The organism is Sphingopyxis sp. EG6 (genome assembly GCF_003609815.1).
GTDB lineage: Bacteria > Pseudomonadota > Alphaproteobacteria > Sphingomonadales > Sphingomonadaceae > Sphingopyxis.
Map to the genome: position 1 here is coordinate 3,483,537 of NZ_AP017603.1, position 17,380 is coordinate 3,500,916.

The following is a 17,380-nucleotide window of genomic DNA, read 5'->3' on the forward strand; positions in this document are numbered from 1 at the left end:
CAATAAAATGTATAATTTTGTCAGGCGATGGACCGGCTGAATTTATGAGCGCGACGAATTTCATCGAGTCGCACGAGCTTCGCGACGCTTTTGTCGGGAAGCTTCTCGACGGGCTGGTCAATCGGATCGTCGAACAGGGCGACGACCTGTTGTCGCGGGCCGGGGTGGTCTTTCCGTCCCGATCGGCTTCCACGGTTCTGTTGCTGGGCAACGGCAAGAATCTGTCGGCCGCCGATATCGCCAAGATACTCGGCGAACCGCACCAGCTCGCGACGCAACGGGTGGATCTGTTGATCACGCTTGGCATCGCTAGCCGCGTCGACGACCCGCGCGACGCACGGCGAAAAGTCGTCAGGCTGACGCCGAAGGGGCGACGGCAGCTGCAAAAGCTGGAGGCGAGTCTCGTCCTGGCGCGCGCCGCGATGGCGGCACTTTTCGACGAGATAGGTTGCGATCTTTCGGCCGCGGCTTTGCGCGCGATGCGCGCGCTTGACCACAAATCCTTGGCCGAACGCACCCGTGCTATCGCCGCTGCTGCCGCCTAAAAAGGTCGTCCCTGCCATGTCGCATTCGCGGTTGATGGCGTCGCTTGCGGCCATCGCGCTTTGCCAAGCGGGTTGCGTTGGGCCGGTCCCGGCCGGGGTGCCACAAGCCCCGGGGCTGTTCGCCGAGCGCTGGCGCAGCGGAGCATCGCCTGCAGAACCTTCATGGCAGACCCAGGCGATCGACGGCCGGACATTTGCTATCCGGCAATCGATCCGGACGACCTTTGAGGCGCCGTTCGTATATCTGGTAATCGGTCGCGACCGCGCGTTGCTGATCGACACGGGCGTCGCGGGTGCGGCGCTGCGGAGTGAAGTGGACCGCCTGCTCGAGCGACGACGCGCGGGCGACGGCAGATCCCTCCCGCTGGTCGTCATGCACACTCACGGTCACAGCGACCATGTCGGCGGCGACGCCGACTTCAAGGACCGTCCGGCCACCCAAATCGTCAAACATGGTCGGCAGGACGTCGTCGACTTTTTTTGGCATAAGCGACTGGCCCCAGAAGTCCGTCCCCTTTGATCTGGGGGGGACGGGTGGTCGATGTCCTCCCGACACCCGGCCATCATGGATCGCACGTCATGGTCTATGACCGTGCGATCCGCATCCTGCCGACCCCCGCGGGCGCCAGCCGCCCGACTGGTGCAACCCTTAGAACAGCTTGGTTGCAGGCGTGCTGACGCGATTGGATCCTTGTTTCCGGCGATCAAGATGACGCCCGGGCACGAGGTCGACCCGGTGGCGGCTCAAGCGTTTCTCCTCCTTGTCTCCACGGGCGGGAAATCGACGCTCGGCGTACATATTGGCGGCTGGTCAACCGTGAGCAGACAGGCGCCGGACGAGCGTTCCCAATTTGCCGACGGCCAAGATGTGCAGGCGTCGGCCTGCCTGATACACGATGGCCTCCTCGGCAAGCAGTCCTAGTTCGCGGGTGACCGACTCGCGGTTCGTTCCAATCCGCGCCGCGAGGTCAGCGTGCGTCGGTGCGTTCTCGATCGTTGCCTGGTCATTCTCGATGCCATGCTCAAGACAAAGACGCATCAATTCGCATTGCAATCGGCTCCCAACCGACATCGTCGACAGCTCATAGACCCGAGCGGTGAGAAAGCGGATCTGGGTGGTCAGATGCATTGCGACCCACCGCGCAAGAGCGCCGTTCGACCCGATCAGGTCCACGAAGGTCGTTCCGGACAGTATCGCGACCTGGCTCGGTTCAATGGCGGTGACATTGGCCGATCTCACTTCGCCGTCGATTGCCGCCAGCTCGCCAAAAATCTGGCCGGGGCCGATTTCCCGAATGATCGTCTCGCGCCCTTGCGGTGACAATAGGCTGACCTGCACGCGGCCCTCGCAAACGAGGAAAACATCGTTGGCGTCCAAGCCGGCGGCGATCAATATATGGCCTTTGCGCACGCGCACGGGGCGCGCGTGAGCAAGCAGGATATCGCGTATTTCGTCGGGGACGATTGTCTCCGACATCGGCACTCGCGCATTGGCTTGCTGCATTCGACCCCCCATCTCTTAGTGCGCGAATGTGCTGAAAATCACAAGATCGCTGTGCGGTGTGCGACCGACAAGCCTCCGACCTCCGGGCAGAACGCCGGGTAGTCATTGGAGGGGAAAAGACATGTCGCGCTACAAGGTCTGGCAAGTGGGGCCGGGTGCTGTCGAACTTCAGGTGCGCACGCTCCGGCCGTTCGTCATGAGCCCGATACTGCGATTGATGATGCCGGGCCCGGACATCGATATAGCCTTCGTGATCGACGGCCCGATCGCGATCGCCACGATCAGTGCCGCGAATGTCGCGACGCTCAGGACCGCGCCCACATCAAGCAATCCGCCATCGCTGCTTTTTTCGTGCGGTGCCGCGAAAGCGCCCGGCGCGCCCGACGACAAATGGGGCTGGTGCATGCGCGTTGTTCGCAACGGGCTGGTTTTGCCGGTCTACGACGATCAGGGTACGCCGCTGCCGCTGGACCCCGACGGTTGGCTCTGCACCGCGCTTCGTTCTTTCCCCGCCGGGAAATCCGTGACGATGGGCTTCGACATCATCACCTTCGCTTGAGGAGCATCTCGATGGGTTTCTTCCAACGGTCGATTGTGTCGGTCGCGCTCGCCGCCTCGGCGGCGGCCCCAGCCATAGCGCAGGAACCCGCCGCCGAGGCTGAGAAAATCGTGACGTTCCTTAAGGACGCTGCGCTCGACGATTCGCTGTTCGAATTCGCCTATGACTCGCCGAATTCCCCGGTGTTGCCGCTGATCGGAGTGACCAACGACCAGATCACGCGCGTCGACTCGCTACGCAAATTCGGAATCAACGTCCTCAGCGGGGTGGGGTCGGGTGACGCGTCGCCCGCCATCGCGATAGATTTCTCGCCCTATTGGCTGATGTCGACGGCGCCGACCAGCCTTTGGCACTATCGTCGCCAGTCCGCACTCGGGCGGATTGCCGCGCGGACAAAGGTCGGGCTTGCCGTCAGCGAAGGCGACAAGGCCACAGGCAAACCCTCATCTTTCGTGGCATCACTCAGCGCCAAGCTGCTCGACGCTCAGGATCGACTTTATGATGCCGACTTCGACACCTGCATATTGACGGGTCCCGTCAATCGCCATTTCCGCGAAGCGGAGGCGTTCGTCGCCGCGGCGATTAAGGATCTTCCGCTTGCTGAACGTGAGGTTGCCGCCGAGGCCAAATATGCTGAATTCGCCAAAACGAAAGAAGCGGAGATCAGCAAGGCCTATGCCGAGTGCGTGACGCAACAGGCCAAGCGCATGGTCGCGCGCCCTTCGCTCGACGCCGGTGTGGGCATACGAATGTCGGGCGAGCCTGGAAAGTTTCGCGATCTGGAGTCGTCCGGAACAATCTTATGGGCCACTTTTGCCACGGGTGTCCTCGGGCGCTCCGCTGCTCGCGAGGAAGGGCCGCTGGGCGCGCTGCACATCAGGGCGCTGGCGCACGTTCGTTACACGCTGAAGGAGACGGTCTACGACGACGCCTTTCTTCCTCAGGGCAAGCGCAACGCGCTCTCGCTTGTCGGCGGTATCGAGTCGGTTCCTTCCGACGATCCCAAGCGAACCGAGCGGTTCCGCTGGAACTTTCAGGCGGGCTGGAACCGGCAGAACGCCGTTTTGCCTGCCGAGGAAGACCGGAACTATTGGCGGTTTCTGGGCAATGCAAATTTCCGGATCAGCAACGGTATTTGGGCGACGGCATCGCTTGGCCGCGTGACCGGCAAAGGTATCGAAGATGATACGAAAGCCTTGATCGGCATTACCTTCACGCCGCCGACAAAGGCATCCGCGATCACGTCCTATTACAACAGCCGCAATTGAAGGCGCAGGGCGCGAGTTCGCAGGATGACGGCGCACCTCCGGGTCGAGCGGGTCAGCCAATTGGTCCGCGAAGACGGGGAAACACGCTGCGTCCTTTCGCCGGTTACGGCGAACTTTGCCGCCGGAATGTTCCATATCGTTTCGGGCGATCGCGGATCGGGCAAATCCAGCCTGATGTCGATTCTTTCGCTGACCACGGCTGCCGCTCGCGGCGACATATTTTTCGGTGACGATCGGCTGTCCGCGCTGGATCCCGACGAAGCGCAACGGTGGCGCGCGCGCCATATCGCGACGATCGGATCCGACAATGTTGTCGTGCCACTCCTGACGTTCCGCGAGAATCTGAAAATGACCGCTGCGCTTCGCGAGCGGCCGGAGGCCGTCCGCCGCGGCAAGGCGATGGCAGCGCGTCTTGGCATCGACCATCTTTTCGACAGCTTTCCGGCCGAGTTCGCATCCGCCGACCTGCGCAGAACGGCTCTTGTTTTGGCGCTTTGTTCCGAACCGCTCATCGTGCTGGCGGATGATCCGACAAAGGGCATGCGCGATCCGGATGCGCGCGGCGTCGCAGCGCTGCTTCGATCCTACGCGCATGACCGCCACGCGATCATTGTCGCCGCTTCGGACGACCGCCGAATGCTGGCTGCGGCGGACGCCGTCCTGCGGCTGGCTGTACCGTGACCGGTGCCATGATGCTTGGTCTGAATGCCGTTTCGCGCTTTGTACGCGAGCGAAAACATAATAGCTAGCAAGCAAGGGGGAGCAGATGGAACGCACGAAGATTGCGGTGCTGGGCAGCGGTGCGGGCGCTCTCGGTGCCGTATGGGAGATCACCGAATCGCCTGGCTGGCAGGACCGGTTCGAGATTGACGTGTATGCAATGGGGTGGCGCCTTGGCGGTAAGGCCGCGTCGGGTCGCAATGCCGATTACCGGTATCGGAACGAAGAGCATGGCCTGCATATTCTTGGCGGCTTCTACCATAATTGCTTTCAGCAGTTGCGCCCACTTTATGCCGCCTGGAATGCGCATGATGAAGATCTGCCACTGCATTTCGACGAGGCGTTTTTTCCATATGGCCGCTTTTCGATCATGCAACGCGAACCCGGCGCCGCGATGCGCGAAACGCGTTTCGACATAGCCGGCGACGAACGGGTTCCGGGTGTTGACCCGGAGGACGTCACGCCGACGATGATCATTCGGCGACTTTTGTCGTGGGCGCGCCTTGGATTTACGGCGATGAAAGAGGGGAGCGATCCCTTTGGCGGCGGGCTTGTCGGTAAGGCGTCCTTGCGGCCTGCGGGGTTCGCCAAATTTCAATCGATCGAGCTGGGCACGCTCGCAGCCACGCTGGTCGCTGCCGAGGCGGCGGCTGCCGAGCTTGGAAAATCCGATAAGGACGCGCTCATCGCCGAAGAGGCCGTCATCGACGCCGCGAGCAATGCGTTGCAATGGATAATTTCGAAAGACGACGGACTGGTGCCGGTAGAAAATGCCGATTGGCTCGGTCTTGCCGGACTCGCCATGGTGATCGTCCGTGGGCTTGTCCGGGACCGCGTGTTTGCAACGGGCTTCCAGGCGATCGACAAATATGATGCGCGCGAGTGGTTGTCGCGCCATGGTGCGAGCGAGAGGGTCCTTCGCAACGGAAACTACATGGCAGGCTACAGCTACGCCTTTGCCTTTACCGACGGCGATCCACTGCAAAAGAGTTTCGCCGCCGGTACGGCGTTGCGGGCCTATTTTCGTATGCTTTTCGCATCACACGGCAACCTGTTCTACCATATGAACGGCGGGATGGGGGAAGTCTTCGTCCTGCCATATTATGACGTACTGCGTCGACGCGGGGTTCGTTTTCACTTCTTTCACAAAGTAACCGCGCTGCGTCCCGACGACTTCGGCAGTTTGGGGTCTATCGAATTTCAGATCCAAGCCCGACCGAAAGGGGAATATGACCCGGTAATCCGCTATCGACCGGATGCTCAAGCTACCGAGCGGCGCTGTTGGCCCACCGAACCGCTTTGGGATACACTTGAAAACGGCGACGAGCTGCGCGCGGCAAATTTGGATTTTGAAGCTTTTTATGGCCCCGTGCCACCGGGCAGCCATGCCAAGCGACTGGATGCGGGGGTAGACTTCGATCTTTGCATTCTTGCGATTCCTCCGGGCATGCTGCGTATCATCGCGCGCCCGCTGGCCGATGCCAACGAGGCGTGGGAAAAAATGCTGGCGACCGCTGGGACCACCCCGACGCTCGCGGCACAATGCTGGCGGCAGGAGCGGGTCGATAGCTTTGACGGGCTTTCGGAACGGGGGCTGATGACCGCGCATGAGTTGCCGCTCGACACCTGGGCCGACATGAGCTTCCTGCTGCCTCTGGAGCAGGCCGATGCCGCCGACGAACGGGCGGGCAGTCTTTCCTATTTCTGCGGCGCCGTGCCGCTCGCGAAGGCAGATTTCGCTGATGATGAGCCGGCTGACGAACGCCAACGGGCGGCGCAGCTCGTCGAACAATGGATGCAATTGCACCTGTCCGACATATTCCCCGGTTTGCGGCGCGACGACGACGGGCTTGAACCCGATCGCGAGCGCATGACGGTGATCAATTCCGATCCGGCGAAACTCTATGTCACATCACCTGCCGGTTCGACCGACGCGCGCCTCGCCCCCGATGGCAGTGGCTTTGCCAATCTGTTCTTGGCCGGCGACTGGACAAAGCACAATTTCGACTGCGGCGCTGTCGAGAGTGCGATCATGTCTGCCCGGATATGCGCGCGCGCCATATGCGGTTATCCGCGCACCATCTATGGCGAGACTGACAGAAATTGACGATGCCATATTCGCCTGTGTCCAGCATCGACGATGTGCTGGTGGCTGGATATGACATCAACGGCTTTTCCCAAGTCGTCGACGATATGGCTCTCTGCCATGGCCGCGAGGCTGGCGAAGTTGCTGCCGCAACCTTGTTGCGAGGCAGTGAAGCGGTTGTCGAGCAGCTCGCGCAGATTGGCCTGACGCCCTTTGAAAGCAGCGGCGACGGCCTGCTTTTTGCGGGACGGGCCGAGGCCGGCGGCGTGAACGAGGCGCTGATCGCCGCTGAGCGTGCGCATGTCGAGGCGTCCGGACTTGCGATAAGGTCCGCTTGGACCGTCGGGAGGCTGCGCCGCACCGATCTTCAAGGGCTTGTTCCGGGTCAACCATTCCTGTTTTGGGGCGAGCCGATGTATCGGCTGCATTCGGCACTGGCTGCCGCGCCGCGGCGACCTGGCGAGCCCCGGCTCACCAGTCCCGGCTTCGTGCAGAAATGGGTCGCCGACAGCGATGGCAAGCTTCAGACCGGACAATGTCTGTTCGTGCGCCTTTGCGACGGCGCGACCTGGCAATCGCTCGTGGAGCATGACCTCCACACCTTTTTGGCAGCCATCCGCGATTGGTGCGACCCCGTCGGTGGGAATATGGAACGACTGGGCCATGACGAAAAGGGCATCATGCTGCGGTTGTCGCTGCGGTCCGGACACCGGCTAACGCCTGCGGATTTCGGTACGCTCGCCGACGCATTGAATGCACTAGGAGCGAACTGCGCCGTGGCGCATGCCGAGGGCGACATATTCAGGGGGCGGTTGCGCGGGATCGCGATTGTCCATGGACAACCCATCAATCAGGCAGCGAAACGATGTGGGGCGCTGGATCGCGGCGCAGTGGATGTGAGAAACCCTGCCCGCTCAGCAACCGGACGCGACAGCGAAGCGGTAGGGAAGCATCTATTTGGCCGCGATGCCGAGCTGGCCGAGGTCATCGCCTGCTTCGCCGCTGGAACAAGGCGTGTGGTAATTGTCGGTGATGCGGGCATCGGGAAAACGCAGCTGGCTCGGGCGATATGGAACCAGTTCCGAGACACCGGCGCAGCGAGCCATTGGATCGAATGCGGCGCTCGCCACAGGCTTCAGCCATTCGCGGCCGTTAGGGAATTGATAAGGGGTCTGGTTTGCGGCGCATATTCCGCGAACGCCGAAATCGATGCGCATCTCCTGCGCTCGATCATGGCGGACGCGGGCCTCATTGGCGACGACCTCAGCATCGCGGATGGCCTCTGGTTGCTCGACTCCCGCTCTTCTCCCATCGCTGCCGACGGGACGGGAAACCAGGCTGACCGCGCGGTACGAATCCAGAAGCTGGCATTAGCGATCATAACATCCTTGGTGCGCGGGCGAGCGACCTTGGTCGCGGTCGATGACGCTCATCTGGCGGATCGATATTCGGCGGAGGTGTTCGATCGATTGGCAAGCGAGCAGCCTGCCTTGCAGATGCTGTTCACGCGCCGCGAGCTTGGTAGCGGAGCGGGTTTTCAGGATGCCATCGCCATCGCGAAAGTGATCGAGCTTCGACCAATCGATCGGATCGCTGTTGCCCATCTCATCCGTTGCGAGGCTCCTGCGATCCGGGACGCTGATGTGGCCCATATTGTCGATCTCGCTCGGGGCAACCCCTTTGCCGCGCGCGCGGGTGCCGCTTGGGCGCTGCTGGGGGGCGCTGCCGCCGATAGTCTGGCGGACATTCTCCGTCAGCGCATTGCTGTTCTGTCCCGGGTCGATCGCCTCGTGCTGCGTATCTTGGCGATCGCGGCAGACGCCATTTCGCTCGATCGCATCGACGAAATATTGCGCCGCTTGGGCCAGCCAACCTCCGCAGCCGACCCTGTCGAAAGGCTTGTCGCCGCCGGCCTTGCCGAGCATGCGGGACGCCCGACCTTGTATCGCCCGTCGCACGAACTGATACGCTCCGCTGTGCGTGGTGAGATGTCCGCGGGCGCGACGGTCATGGCCGCGGAGGCTCTGGCCCGCGTTTCGCGCTTCGACGTTCCGGCGGATGCGCGTTGGAGCGCGATGGCGCAACAGTGGGATTTGGCGCGAAATCCTCGCCGGGCGGCGCAATGCTATGGCCATGGCGCCCAAGCCGCATTCGACACAGGTTTTGCCGCTGCCGCTGCGGAAATGTACGCTCTTGCGATCGAGAAGGCCACGAGCGTAGACCTCGCGGCAAACTTTGCCGTTGCGCGCTGGCGGTCGCGGCTGGCCGAAGCCTATTGGGCGGCGGGCGAACTGGCGAAGGCCGGTCAGGCGGCAACCCTCGCGGCGATGGCGCTGCGGCCCTTTGCGCGCTCTGGTCGCGGGAAGAAGGCGCTGGTGCGCACGGGCGGCATCCTATCCGAAACTGGCTATTTCACCGGTCGCATAGCCGATGTGCTGCGCGGCGGATCGATGGCGACACGATATGGCGGCCTGCAAGATGCGCGATCGCTTGAGCATTGCCGCAGCAATTCGACCATTGCCTATGCGGCGGGGTTGCTCCGGATTCCGGTGGTGCCGGGCATCCTGTTTTCGAGGGCGCACCGGCTTGCTGCGGATCGGCGAGATTTGCGGCCGGAAGCTTATGTCAGGGCGACCGAGGGTATATTGAACATGATCTTTTGCCGATGGTCGGCGTGCGATCGACAGCTTGCGCGGAGCATGGCCTGTCTGGCCGAATGGCCCGCTGAGCGACAGCTGCGCGAAGTCGTCGTCACGGCGATGGGCCATAGCGCGACCTTTCAAGGCAATTGGACTGCCGCCGAAGCACGGTTTGGCGAATTGGGCCGACTTGCCGCCGAACGTGAGAACAGGCTTCACCTTGGCTGGTCCGCCTACATGCTTGGGCTGATCCATCTTTCGAATGGCAAATTGGACGCCGCGTCGACGGAAATCGAGGCGGCGCACATCCGGCTGAAGGAATCGGGCGACGTGCTTTCGGACCATATCGTGGCGGGGCTGCGCGCCCGTTTGCTTTGCGATATCGGCGACGACACCGGCGCCCTCGCCATGGCGGAAGCGGCTGGCGAGCTGTCGCTTGTGACGCCACCGACCAATTTTTCCTCTCTCGAAGGGTTTGCGGCCCCACCGCTTGTCGGCGCCCGCCTAATGGATCGCGAAAAGGGCGTATCAGAACGCGCGCGCCAGCTCGTCGCACGCTATCGGCCGGCCCTTCGCCGTTTCGCTTGCCTGTTTCCCCACGCGCGGCCGCGACTCGCCACTATCGACGCGCTACTCGCAGCCAATGGCCGCAGTTCCGGTGCGGCGCGGGCCGCGCAGCGCGCCAGACGTTGCGCAGCGCGCAGCGGCATGGCGGGAGAATTGAACCTAGCCGAAACCCTGTTGGGTCCGGATTGATCGGAAGAGCGAAATGTCCCTGCCCTCACCCTATGTGCGACTACCCAACGATCTGCTCGGAACGCCTCCGATGGAGGCGCGCGGAGCGATTATGCACGCGATGTTGATCGACGGGGACCGTAGCGCGCAGCAACGCTATTGCGACGCGGCGCTCAACGGATTCCCGAATGCGCGCTATAAGTTCAGGGTGGTCGGTGACACCGTTCTCGTGACCGCCATCTACGTCCCCGAAATGCGCTCGCTCGACCCGCTGGAACGTCAAAACGGCTTTGTGGGCGAGGCCGATATTGCCTTTTGGAGCATCGTTCTTTGCAGTGATGTCCAACAGCAAGAACCCGATCGCATCATGTGGCTCCCCAGCTTCATGTTCGTCGATTCGGGTCCGGCTATGGCATCGGGGCGCGAGATATACGGATATCCCAAATGCGCGTCCCAGATTGTTCGTGCGTCCACCGATCCTGCGCGGGCCGACGTCAGCGTGGCCACTTTGCACTTCGAGCGATTTGGGCCCGATGAATATGCCGCGGTCAGGCCGATCTGCTCGGTCGGTGGTGCGTCATCCGCCTTGGCGGATAACAACAAGTCGGTCGCAAGTTTCGCGGAAGCGCTCAGTATCGAAGCGGTCGGCAATGTTCCGCCATTTCCTCAGCTGGGCATGCCGCAAGTGATGCTGCGGCAATATCGCGATGCAACGCGTGCCGGGATGGCTGCGCTAAAGGAAGTGCTTGTCGTCACGCCCTCGGCCGGGCCGGTCATCGATAGCGGGATGCTACCGTCGGGCCTCAAAATTGGCATCAATCCATCGGCAAGCCATGACGTTCGGTCAACATTGGGGCTGACGGAGGTAAATCCCGTCTCGCTTGGCGCATGGCTCCGCTTTGATTTCAAGGTCGGGTGGGCTCGACGCCTATTGCCGTGAATGCGCTTTCCAGGTGGACATGGGGCCGTTGACCTAATCGGCCTAGCGTTAAACTGTACGAGGCGTTGTGACTGGGCTGGTGACCCCTACGGGAGGGGTCAATCTGCGCGCAACGCCCGCATTTTCAATAACTTAGCAGGCCTCCCAAAACGCCCTTTGTGCCACCATTGTATCAAGTTTTAAGTGGCCCGGCAATGACGCCTTAGCGCCCTATATTCGGCCATTCAAGCAGCCGTAAAATATCCTCGAAGCTCTCCGTTCGATAGGCGATCCGATGCTTCCGCTGCAGGTCGTAAGTAGTCGTCCCATCGCGCGCTGCCCATCGGGTTGGCCTTCGCCTTGACTGCCGCGTTGCCACCTCTAACAACCTAGCCATGGTAAAAGAAGCGAACTCAGAAAAGGGGTCGAGCCCGGCCTCGCGGGGAGGGGCCGGCGTATATATCGAGGGCGAGCTGGGCGCCTTTTACCTCCTGGCGATGCTCGCGGGGACCGAGCCGCGAGGGCTGCCGGGCGTGAAGCTTAGCCGCGTCCGTTTCCAGGGCGTAGATCAGGGCTACGCACTGGACGACCTGATCCTGGAGGGCAGTGGCCCGGCGGGAGAGTCGCTAATGGAGATCCAGTCCAAGCGCGACGTGAGCTTTTCCCCGAAGGATGCAGTATTCGCGGAGGTGGCGGGCCAGGTCGCCCGGACCAGCTCGCGGGGCGTGCCGGAGGAGCGGCACATGCTCGCGGTCGCGACGCAGCGCCAGAGTAAAGCCATCTCCGGCCCATATCAGGATGTCCTGATCTGGGCGCGCGCTGCTGGGACGAGCGGCGAGTTCTTCAGCCGTATCGCCGCCAAGGGGGTCGCGAGCGATCAGATGCGGTCCTTCGTCTCCGCCTTTCGCGCCAATCTCGTTGCGGCCGGGATCGCTGACGAGGACGATCTGATCTGGGGCTTCCTGCGGCGCTTCGCCATCCTGGTGTTCGACTTCGAGTCCACGGCCCCGCTGGCGCGGACCCACGGGCTCGCTCTCGCCCGCCAAGTTCTAGCCGACGAGGACGTCACAAGGGCCGAGAGCCTGTGGAGCGAACTGATCGAGGTCTCGGTTTCGATAGCCAAGGTCGGCGGCGCGATAGACCGAGAGGAGCTGCGCGCCAAGCTGGTGGGGCGTAGCTTTCGTCTCGCTGGCGACCGGGACTACCGCGCGGCCCGCGCGCTTCTCGCCGAACAGGCGAGTCACACGCTAATCGGCATCGGCACGACGGTCGGAGGCGTCACGCTCATGCGGCACGCGGCCGTCGATGCCCTGAATGCGGCCTTGGAGGATAACCGCTTCGTCGAGCTGCAGGGCGGCCCCGGCGTCGGAAAGTCGGGCGTCCTGAAGCTGGTCGCGGAGCGCGTCGGGCGCGAATCTGTCCTGATCGTCCTCGAGCAGGCGTCGACACCTCCTGGTGGGTGGGCCGCCTTCGCGCAGAGGCACGGGATTCCCGGAACGGCGCGCGAATTCTTCAACGACCTCGCCGCCAGCGGGGGCGGCCTCGTCGTTATCGACGGCCTGGAGATGTTCGCCGATCCCGGCACGCAGCTGACAGTCAATCAGGTGCTGCGCGAGGCGGCGGCGGTTCCCGGCTTCGCGGTGATCGCGACCGCGAGGGCCACGGAGGCGGGCGGCGTGGCCCGATGGATTCATGACGACGTGATCGGAGCCTTCGGGGGCGTTCACCCTGTAACTGTCGGCGAGTTGACCGACGACGAGGTGGAGGTCCTTTCCGAGGAGACGCCGGAGCTGAGGGCGATTCTCGCGCCTGGTCATCCCGCATCAAGCATCGCGCGTAACCTTTACCGGCTTTCGCGCCTGGTGAAAGTTCAGGGATCCGCAGAGATTCGCACCGAAGCTGAACTGGCGAGACGGTGGTGGGAGACGGCGGACTACTCGCTCGGCGATCCCCGAGCGGGCCAGAGGATCATCGCCGAGCTGGCGCGCATCGCCTTGACGGGTGGGTCGACACTGGGGGTCCAAGAGAATTCCGATGCGCTGACGCACCTCGCCCGGTCGCTGACTCTCACCGAGGTCCGGCGCGACCAGTTCGCCTTCTACCACGACGTGCTGCGGGACTGGGCCATCGGAAGCCTGATCCACGAGGACGGCGAAAGGCTCGCCGGCGTCGACCTGACGGTCCCGGCGTCGCCGCGCATCGCCCGCGGGATCGAGTTCGCCGGGCGCTTGGATCTAGAGGGATCGGACGACTGCGCTTCCTGGCTGAGACTTCTGGAAAGGCTCTCCCCACCGGGGGCTCATGGGTCGTGGCGGAGGAATGCGCTTCTGGCGATCGTGCGGTCCGAGATCGCCGGGGACCTGCTCGAGCGCTGCAGCGCGGCCCTTCTGGCGCGCGGGGCTGCATTGTTCGTCGAGCTCGTGACGACGATCGCCGCCGTCGATACGGTTTCCACCGCGGAGCTCTACGCGAAGTTGGAGGTGAAGACCGACAAGCCGGTGCCGAAAGCTCTGCGCACCAACACGACCGGGACCGGGTTCTGGTTGCTGAGCTGGGCGCTCGCTCATCAAGATGAGATCCCCCTTCAGGCGATCGACGCAATCGTCGATCTCGTCGAGATCGATCTGCAGGTCATTCTCGCCGTTCCTGGGCTCGGGACGGCCACGGCGAACATGCTGTTCGGATGGCTGCGCCAGCTAGACGTGCGCGATGCCGCCGTCACGATCCCGTCGGACCCTGCGCTCGAACGGATGGACAGCGGCACCCGGCGACGCATGATCGGAAACCTTCGCGCTATGGCGCTTCTGCTCTCGGCCCAGGCGCCGGAGGCCGCCAGCCGATACCTCCTCGACATTGACGACGAACATGATTCCTACAAGGCGAAAGCGGTTCGTCAGTTCAGCACGGTCCTGGCACAGGTCGTGCCGACCGAATTGGCCGATGTCATGGCGAACAGCCTGATCGAGCCGCGACGCCAGCGAGAGTCCCCCTACGGCGTTTCTGGCGGGCGCGTGTTCAGCCATGCGGACAGCGACTATCTTCCGGCGTCGCCCGCCCAGCCTCCCTTCTTCGACCTGCTGGTGCACGCGAAGGAGGTCGGGCTCGGGCTGGTTCGGCGCCTCGTCGCCGCCGCGATCGACGCGCACAGCGAAGGGCGCGACCCGGGAAAGAACGGATACACCGTCGTGTTCGACGACGGGCCGCGCTTCTTTCCTTGGAAGAACACCTACTTCTGGTCGCGGGATCAGGCCCGGGAGTATTCGGCGGCGTCGGGCCTGAAGGCGCTCGAGGCGTGGGGCCACCGGCGGCTGGATGCCGGCGAGCCCGTTGACGAGGTGCTTGCTGACGTGCTGGGTCCGCCCGGCAGCTCGGCCGCGTTCCTTCTCGTCGCCGTGGACCTTCTGCTCTCCCACTTCCCAGCGACGCGATCGGCCATGGTCCCCTTCCTAGCCAACCCGGAACTCCTCGCGACCGAGCGGGGCCGCTCCGTTCACGATCGGATGGACACCGGCCGGTTCGCTATGCGCGACGAGCCGCCGGGCGCAGTGTCGCTCGCCGATCTGCGCGGCAGACCCTCGCGGAAAGCGGTGCTAGAGAATGCGCTTCCCCGCTACATCAACGAAGACGCCGATTCCGCGAAGCTGCGCGAACTTCTGCGGGCGGCGGTCGATGGTCTCGGCCCCTATGGGGAGCGCGCTGATTTCGGTGATCCGGCGTTCATGGGCCGCCATGCGCTGAATCTCGTTACGCCCGGGAACTGGGTCGAGGTCGAGGGCGGACGAACGTATCGGGCACCCACCGACGAGGAGGAGCATCTGCGCCGCCTTCAGGAGCGCCACGCCTCGTTCGCCCGCGAGAGCAACATGGACGCACTCATCCACTTGGCAGCGGACGGCGGCGAGCACGCTACGGCGGAGACGGCGCGGGACGCGGTGGAGTATGCCGCCGGCGCGCTTCCGGACGGCGCCGACGCCGACGATCCCGCGTCCATCTCAACGCGGTTGATCAGGACGGCGCTGCTGGTAGCGCGCGACGGCGACGACGCGCTTCTCGACGCGCATGAGGATTGGGTCCGTCAGGTGGTGCGGCGGGCGCTTGGCGAGAAGGCGGATCGCTATTCGGGACCGAACGAGAATCTGAGCTACAATCGCCCAGCGCTCGGCGCGCTCGCCCTGCTTCATCTCTGGCGTCGTCGCGGACTGAAGTCTGACCGCGACGAACTCGTCGCAATCGCTGCACGCTTAGATCGCGCCGCGGTGCCCGCGTTCGCGGCCGCGGTCGCGATGATCGCGGAGACTGACCCTCGTTTGCTGAAGGCGGGGATGCGGGCGGCCTTTGCCGGGACGGTTTGGCGCTGGCACCGGTATGACGAGGACGAGGCGCTGCAGAAGGTCTTCGAGGAGAAGCGAGATGCGACGACGCAAGCGGCCGTTGCGGCCGAGATCGCTTGGCTCGAGGGTGCCGCCGAGCCCGCCTGGCCGGCCTTCCCCGACGAGAAGCCGATGCTGCGGCGGCCCCATCGCATCCGCATCTCGAAGGATGACGAGAGCGAAGATGACGAGGGCAAGGATGACGAGGTCGCCGGTGACGGTTCCGTCCTGCACGTCAACAGCGATGCCGCGGCGGCGTGGTTGCAGCTACTGAACGATCCCGAGGCAAAGCGTCTGGACTGGGGCGGGGAGGTTGTCTCGGCCTATGCCGACTGGAGCGGAAGGGTCAACGGTGTGCGGCTTCCGTCCGACGCCGAGATCGATTACTCGCCGAGCGAGTGGAACGCCCAGTTTTACGCGCTTGTCGCCGTCGTTTTGCTAGATGCGGATCCTGCCGAGTTCGGACTGCTGGTCGAGCAAATCACCAGTCTCCCCGACAGGTCGTTCGGCGACGTGGCGGAGACGCTGATCCTCGCGGCGGACGTGCTCTACTTTAACGACGCGAGCCGGTCGCCAGTTCGGCCCGTCGAGCTGCGCGAGCGCCTGGCTGCACGCACGATGGCGCTGCGGCGATGGCGCGACAACTACGCGCCGGGAGAGCTGTCGATCGACCACGAGACCGGTGGTGTCGTGGCGCGGATGCTGCTCAACACGCATAATCCGTTTACTGGCACGCGGAGCTATCTGGTCCCCGCGGTCGCCGACCGCCTCGATCCGCTCCTCGATTCGTTGCGCGCTCTGCAGATGGGCGGTCCGACGACGTTCGTGGCGATGTGCACGATGAACATGCTCCTCGTCGCGCCCCGCTCGCGCCACCTAGACTTCGTGCTTGCGGCCGTCGAGGCCTGGTTCGATCGGGTTCCCACCGACGCCAGCCTGTGGGTGACCGCAGGCGTCGGGGGCAAGGTCGTCGAATGGTTCGAGGCGGCCAAGCTACAGGAACCGGCGATCCTGGAGCCGGCGCATCCCTATCGCTCGCGCATCGACAGCGTGATCGGGCAGCTAGTGTCGGTCGGCATCGCCGAAGCCCATGAGATCGAACGGCAGATCGAAGCCGCCGCCGTTCCCTCCGTGCAGAACTCGCAGTCCTGATGGGCCGTCTTCGCGACGCCGCGACGAAGCGATGCCGCTGCCCGGTATCGGCCCGACGCGGGTGCCCGCCGCTAACGATCAGGGTTTTCGGATCCGGAATTTGTCACCCAGATCCTTGATCGTCTGGTAAAGCGGGGGCTTCGGCTTGAGGCGGATCATCTCGCGCGCGGGGCCGAGGACGCAGAAGAACACCAGAGCCTCGCCGAACGACATATGCAGGCCAAGGTAGCCGTGGGCGGGATTGTAGCCGGTCTGATATCTGAATTGGTCGCCCAGATCGACGTTCGGCCGACGCGCCACCTGCAGATCGTCGAACCACTGGCTGGCGTTCTGGCGGACCTGGTCCGCGGCGGGGGTGCCGGCCTGCGCCCAGTAGACCAATCGTCGCAGCGACGAAGAGGCCGAGCGTCCAGTCACCCGGTAATACATCGCGTATAGCATCTTGATCCCGAACAGGGTGATGTGGTCCTTCGCGACACCCGGGATCGAAACGGTCCGATACTCCGCATCGGGGGTGATGAAGCGTGTGTATGACTCCGGCCCGCGAGACGGGTTACGGTAAGGCAGGGCGTCGGGCGCGTTGTTCACGATGCCTTCGATAAGTTTCTGATACTCGCCTGCGTCCAACCGCTCGTAGCTCCGATCGACGCTTCGGATGTAGAAAGCGGTCACCTGCTCGCTCAGCGCGGCTGCGCGGTTGCACTCGGCGCACGCGGGGAACTCAAAGTCGTCAGGCCCATGCTTGCCCCTAAAGACGATCCTCGCCGGCGCGTGGTCGCGCTCCGCCGTCGGGCGGCGTCCTCCGCAGAAGCAGCAGTTAGGATGAGCCTGGAGGAACTCCGCCTTGCTGAGCTTCCGGTTGCCGGCGGCCATCGGCGACTCT

General features: G+C 63.6%; 12 protein-coding genes. 9 read left to right on the forward strand and 3 right to left on the reverse strand.

What is annotated here, in order from left to right:
* The first annotated feature begins 44 nt into the window (after window positions 1-44).
* Complete coding sequence (locus tag SPYCW_RS19550; protein WP_120217801.1) at window positions 45-545, forward strand: MarR family winged helix-turn-helix transcriptional regulator; 501 nt, start codon at window positions 45-47, stop codon at window positions 543-545.
* Window positions 546-579: 34 nt separating this feature from the next.
* Window positions 580-1,065, forward strand: coding sequence for an MBL fold metallo-hydrolase (locus tag SPYCW_RS19555; protein WP_172595539.1), 486 nt, complete (start codon window positions 580-582; stop codon window positions 1,063-1,065).
* Between the two features lie 291 nt (window positions 1,066-1,356).
* Here the strand turns inward: SPYCW_RS19555 and SPYCW_RS16945 are convergent, their stop codons facing one another.
* Window positions 1,357-2,049, reverse strand: coding sequence for a Crp/Fnr family transcriptional regulator (locus SPYCW_RS16945; RefSeq protein WP_172595540.1), 693 nt, complete (start codon window positions 2,047-2,049; stop codon window positions 1,357-1,359).
* Window positions 2,050-2,170: 121 nt separating this feature from the next.
* On the opposite strand from SPYCW_RS16945, the gene SPYCW_RS16950 reads away from it, so the two are divergent.
* The 4 genes from SPYCW_RS16950 (at window position 2,171) to SPYCW_RS16965 (ending at window position 6,703) form a co-directional block, all read left to right on the forward strand.
* Window positions 2,171-2,608, forward strand: a complete 438-nt coding sequence (locus tag SPYCW_RS16950; protein ID WP_120217804.1) for a hypothetical protein — start codon at window positions 2,171-2,173, stop codon at window positions 2,606-2,608.
* A 35-nt stretch (window positions 2,609-2,643) separates the two neighbouring features.
* Window positions 2,644-3,876, forward strand: a complete 1,233-nt coding sequence (locus SPYCW_RS16955; RefSeq protein ID WP_145986007.1) for a hypothetical protein — start codon at window positions 2,644-2,646, stop codon at window positions 3,874-3,876.
* A gap of 24 nt (window positions 3,877-3,900) precedes the next feature.
* Window positions 3,901-4,557, forward strand: coding sequence for an ATP-binding cassette domain-containing protein (locus SPYCW_RS16960; protein ID WP_120217806.1), 657 nt, complete (start codon window positions 3,901-3,903; stop codon window positions 4,555-4,557).
* Between the two features lie 85 nt (window positions 4,558-4,642).
* Complete coding sequence (locus SPYCW_RS16965; protein WP_120217807.1) at window positions 4,643-6,703, forward strand: FAD-dependent oxidoreductase; 2,061 nt, start codon at window positions 4,643-4,645, stop codon at window positions 6,701-6,703.
* Here the strand turns inward: SPYCW_RS16965 and SPYCW_RS19075 are convergent.
* Window positions 6,679-7,347: a hypothetical protein gene (locus tag SPYCW_RS19075; protein WP_172595541.1), complete on the reverse strand. Its 669-nt coding sequence runs from the start codon at window positions 7,345-7,347 to the stop codon at window positions 6,679-6,681. The two genes, SPYCW_RS16965 and SPYCW_RS19075, sit on opposite strands and share 25 nt — an antisense overlap.
* Before the next feature lie 15 nt (window positions 7,348-7,362).
* On the opposite strand from SPYCW_RS19075, the gene SPYCW_RS16970 reads away from it, so the two are divergent.
* The 3 genes from SPYCW_RS16970 (at window position 7,363) to SPYCW_RS16980 (ending at window position 16,497) form a co-directional block, all read left to right on the forward strand.
* On the forward strand, window positions 7,363-10,077 hold the full coding sequence (locus SPYCW_RS16970; RefSeq protein ID WP_172595542.1) for an AAA family ATPase: 2,715 nt from the start codon (window positions 7,363-7,365) through the stop codon (window positions 10,075-10,077).
* A 13-nt stretch (window positions 10,078-10,090) separates the two neighbouring features.
* On the forward strand, window positions 10,091-10,996 hold the full coding sequence (locus tag SPYCW_RS16975; RefSeq protein ID WP_145986008.1) for a hypothetical protein: 906 nt from the start codon (window positions 10,091-10,093) through the stop codon (window positions 10,994-10,996).
* A 374-nt stretch (window positions 10,997-11,370) separates the two neighbouring features.
* Entirely contained in the window at window positions 11,371-16,497 is a 5,127-nt protein-coding gene (locus tag SPYCW_RS16980; protein WP_120217810.1) for a hypothetical protein, read from the forward strand.
* Between the two features lie 78 nt (window positions 16,498-16,575).
* Here the strand turns inward: SPYCW_RS16980 and SPYCW_RS16985 are convergent, their stop codons facing one another.
* Window positions 16,576-17,370: an HNH endonuclease gene (locus SPYCW_RS16985; protein ID WP_120217811.1), complete on the reverse strand. Its 795-nt coding sequence runs from the start codon at window positions 17,368-17,370 to the stop codon at window positions 16,576-16,578.
* Window positions 17,371-17,380 lie beyond the last annotated feature (10 nt).

What these genes read in the sequence shown, in the direction of transcription:
- SPYCW_RS19550 (WP_120217801.1), top strand. Translation starts at nt 45, where the DNA reads ATGAGCGCGACGAATTTCATCGAGTCGCACGAGCTTCGCGACGCTTTT.
- SPYCW_RS19555 (WP_172595539.1), top strand. Translation starts at nt 580, where the DNA reads ATGGCGTCGCTTGCGGCCATCGCGCTTTGCCAAGCGGGTTGCGTTGGG.
- SPYCW_RS16945 (WP_172595540.1), bottom strand. Translation starts at nt 2,049, where the DNA reads ATGCAGCAAGCCAATGCGCGAGTGCCGATGTCGGAGACAATCGTCCCC.
- SPYCW_RS16950 (WP_120217804.1), top strand. Translation starts at nt 2,171, where the DNA reads ATGTCGCGCTACAAGGTCTGGCAAGTGGGGCCGGGTGCTGTCGAACTT.
- SPYCW_RS16960 (WP_120217806.1), top strand. Translation starts at nt 3,901, where the DNA reads ATGACGGCGCACCTCCGGGTCGAGCGGGTCAGCCAATTGGTCCGCGAA.
- SPYCW_RS16965 (WP_120217807.1), top strand. Translation starts at nt 4,643, where the DNA reads ATGGAACGCACGAAGATTGCGGTGCTGGGCAGCGGTGCGGGCGCTCTC.
- SPYCW_RS19075 (WP_172595541.1), bottom strand. Translation starts at nt 7,347, where the DNA reads ATGGCCCAGTCGTTCCATATTCCCACCGACGGGGTCGCACCAATCGCG.
- SPYCW_RS16970 (WP_172595542.1), top strand. Translation starts at nt 7,363, where the DNA reads ATGCTGCGGTTGTCGCTGCGGTCCGGACACCGGCTAACGCCTGCGGAT.
- SPYCW_RS16975 (WP_145986008.1), top strand. Translation starts at nt 10,091, where the DNA reads ATGTCCCTGCCCTCACCCTATGTGCGACTACCCAACGATCTGCTCGGA.
- SPYCW_RS16980 (WP_120217810.1), top strand. Translation starts at nt 11,371, where the DNA reads ATGGTAAAAGAAGCGAACTCAGAAAAGGGGTCGAGCCCGGCCTCGCGG.
- SPYCW_RS16985 (WP_120217811.1), bottom strand. Translation starts at nt 17,370, where the DNA reads ATGGCCGCCGGCAACCGGAAGCTCAGCAAGGCGGAGTTCCTCCAGGCT.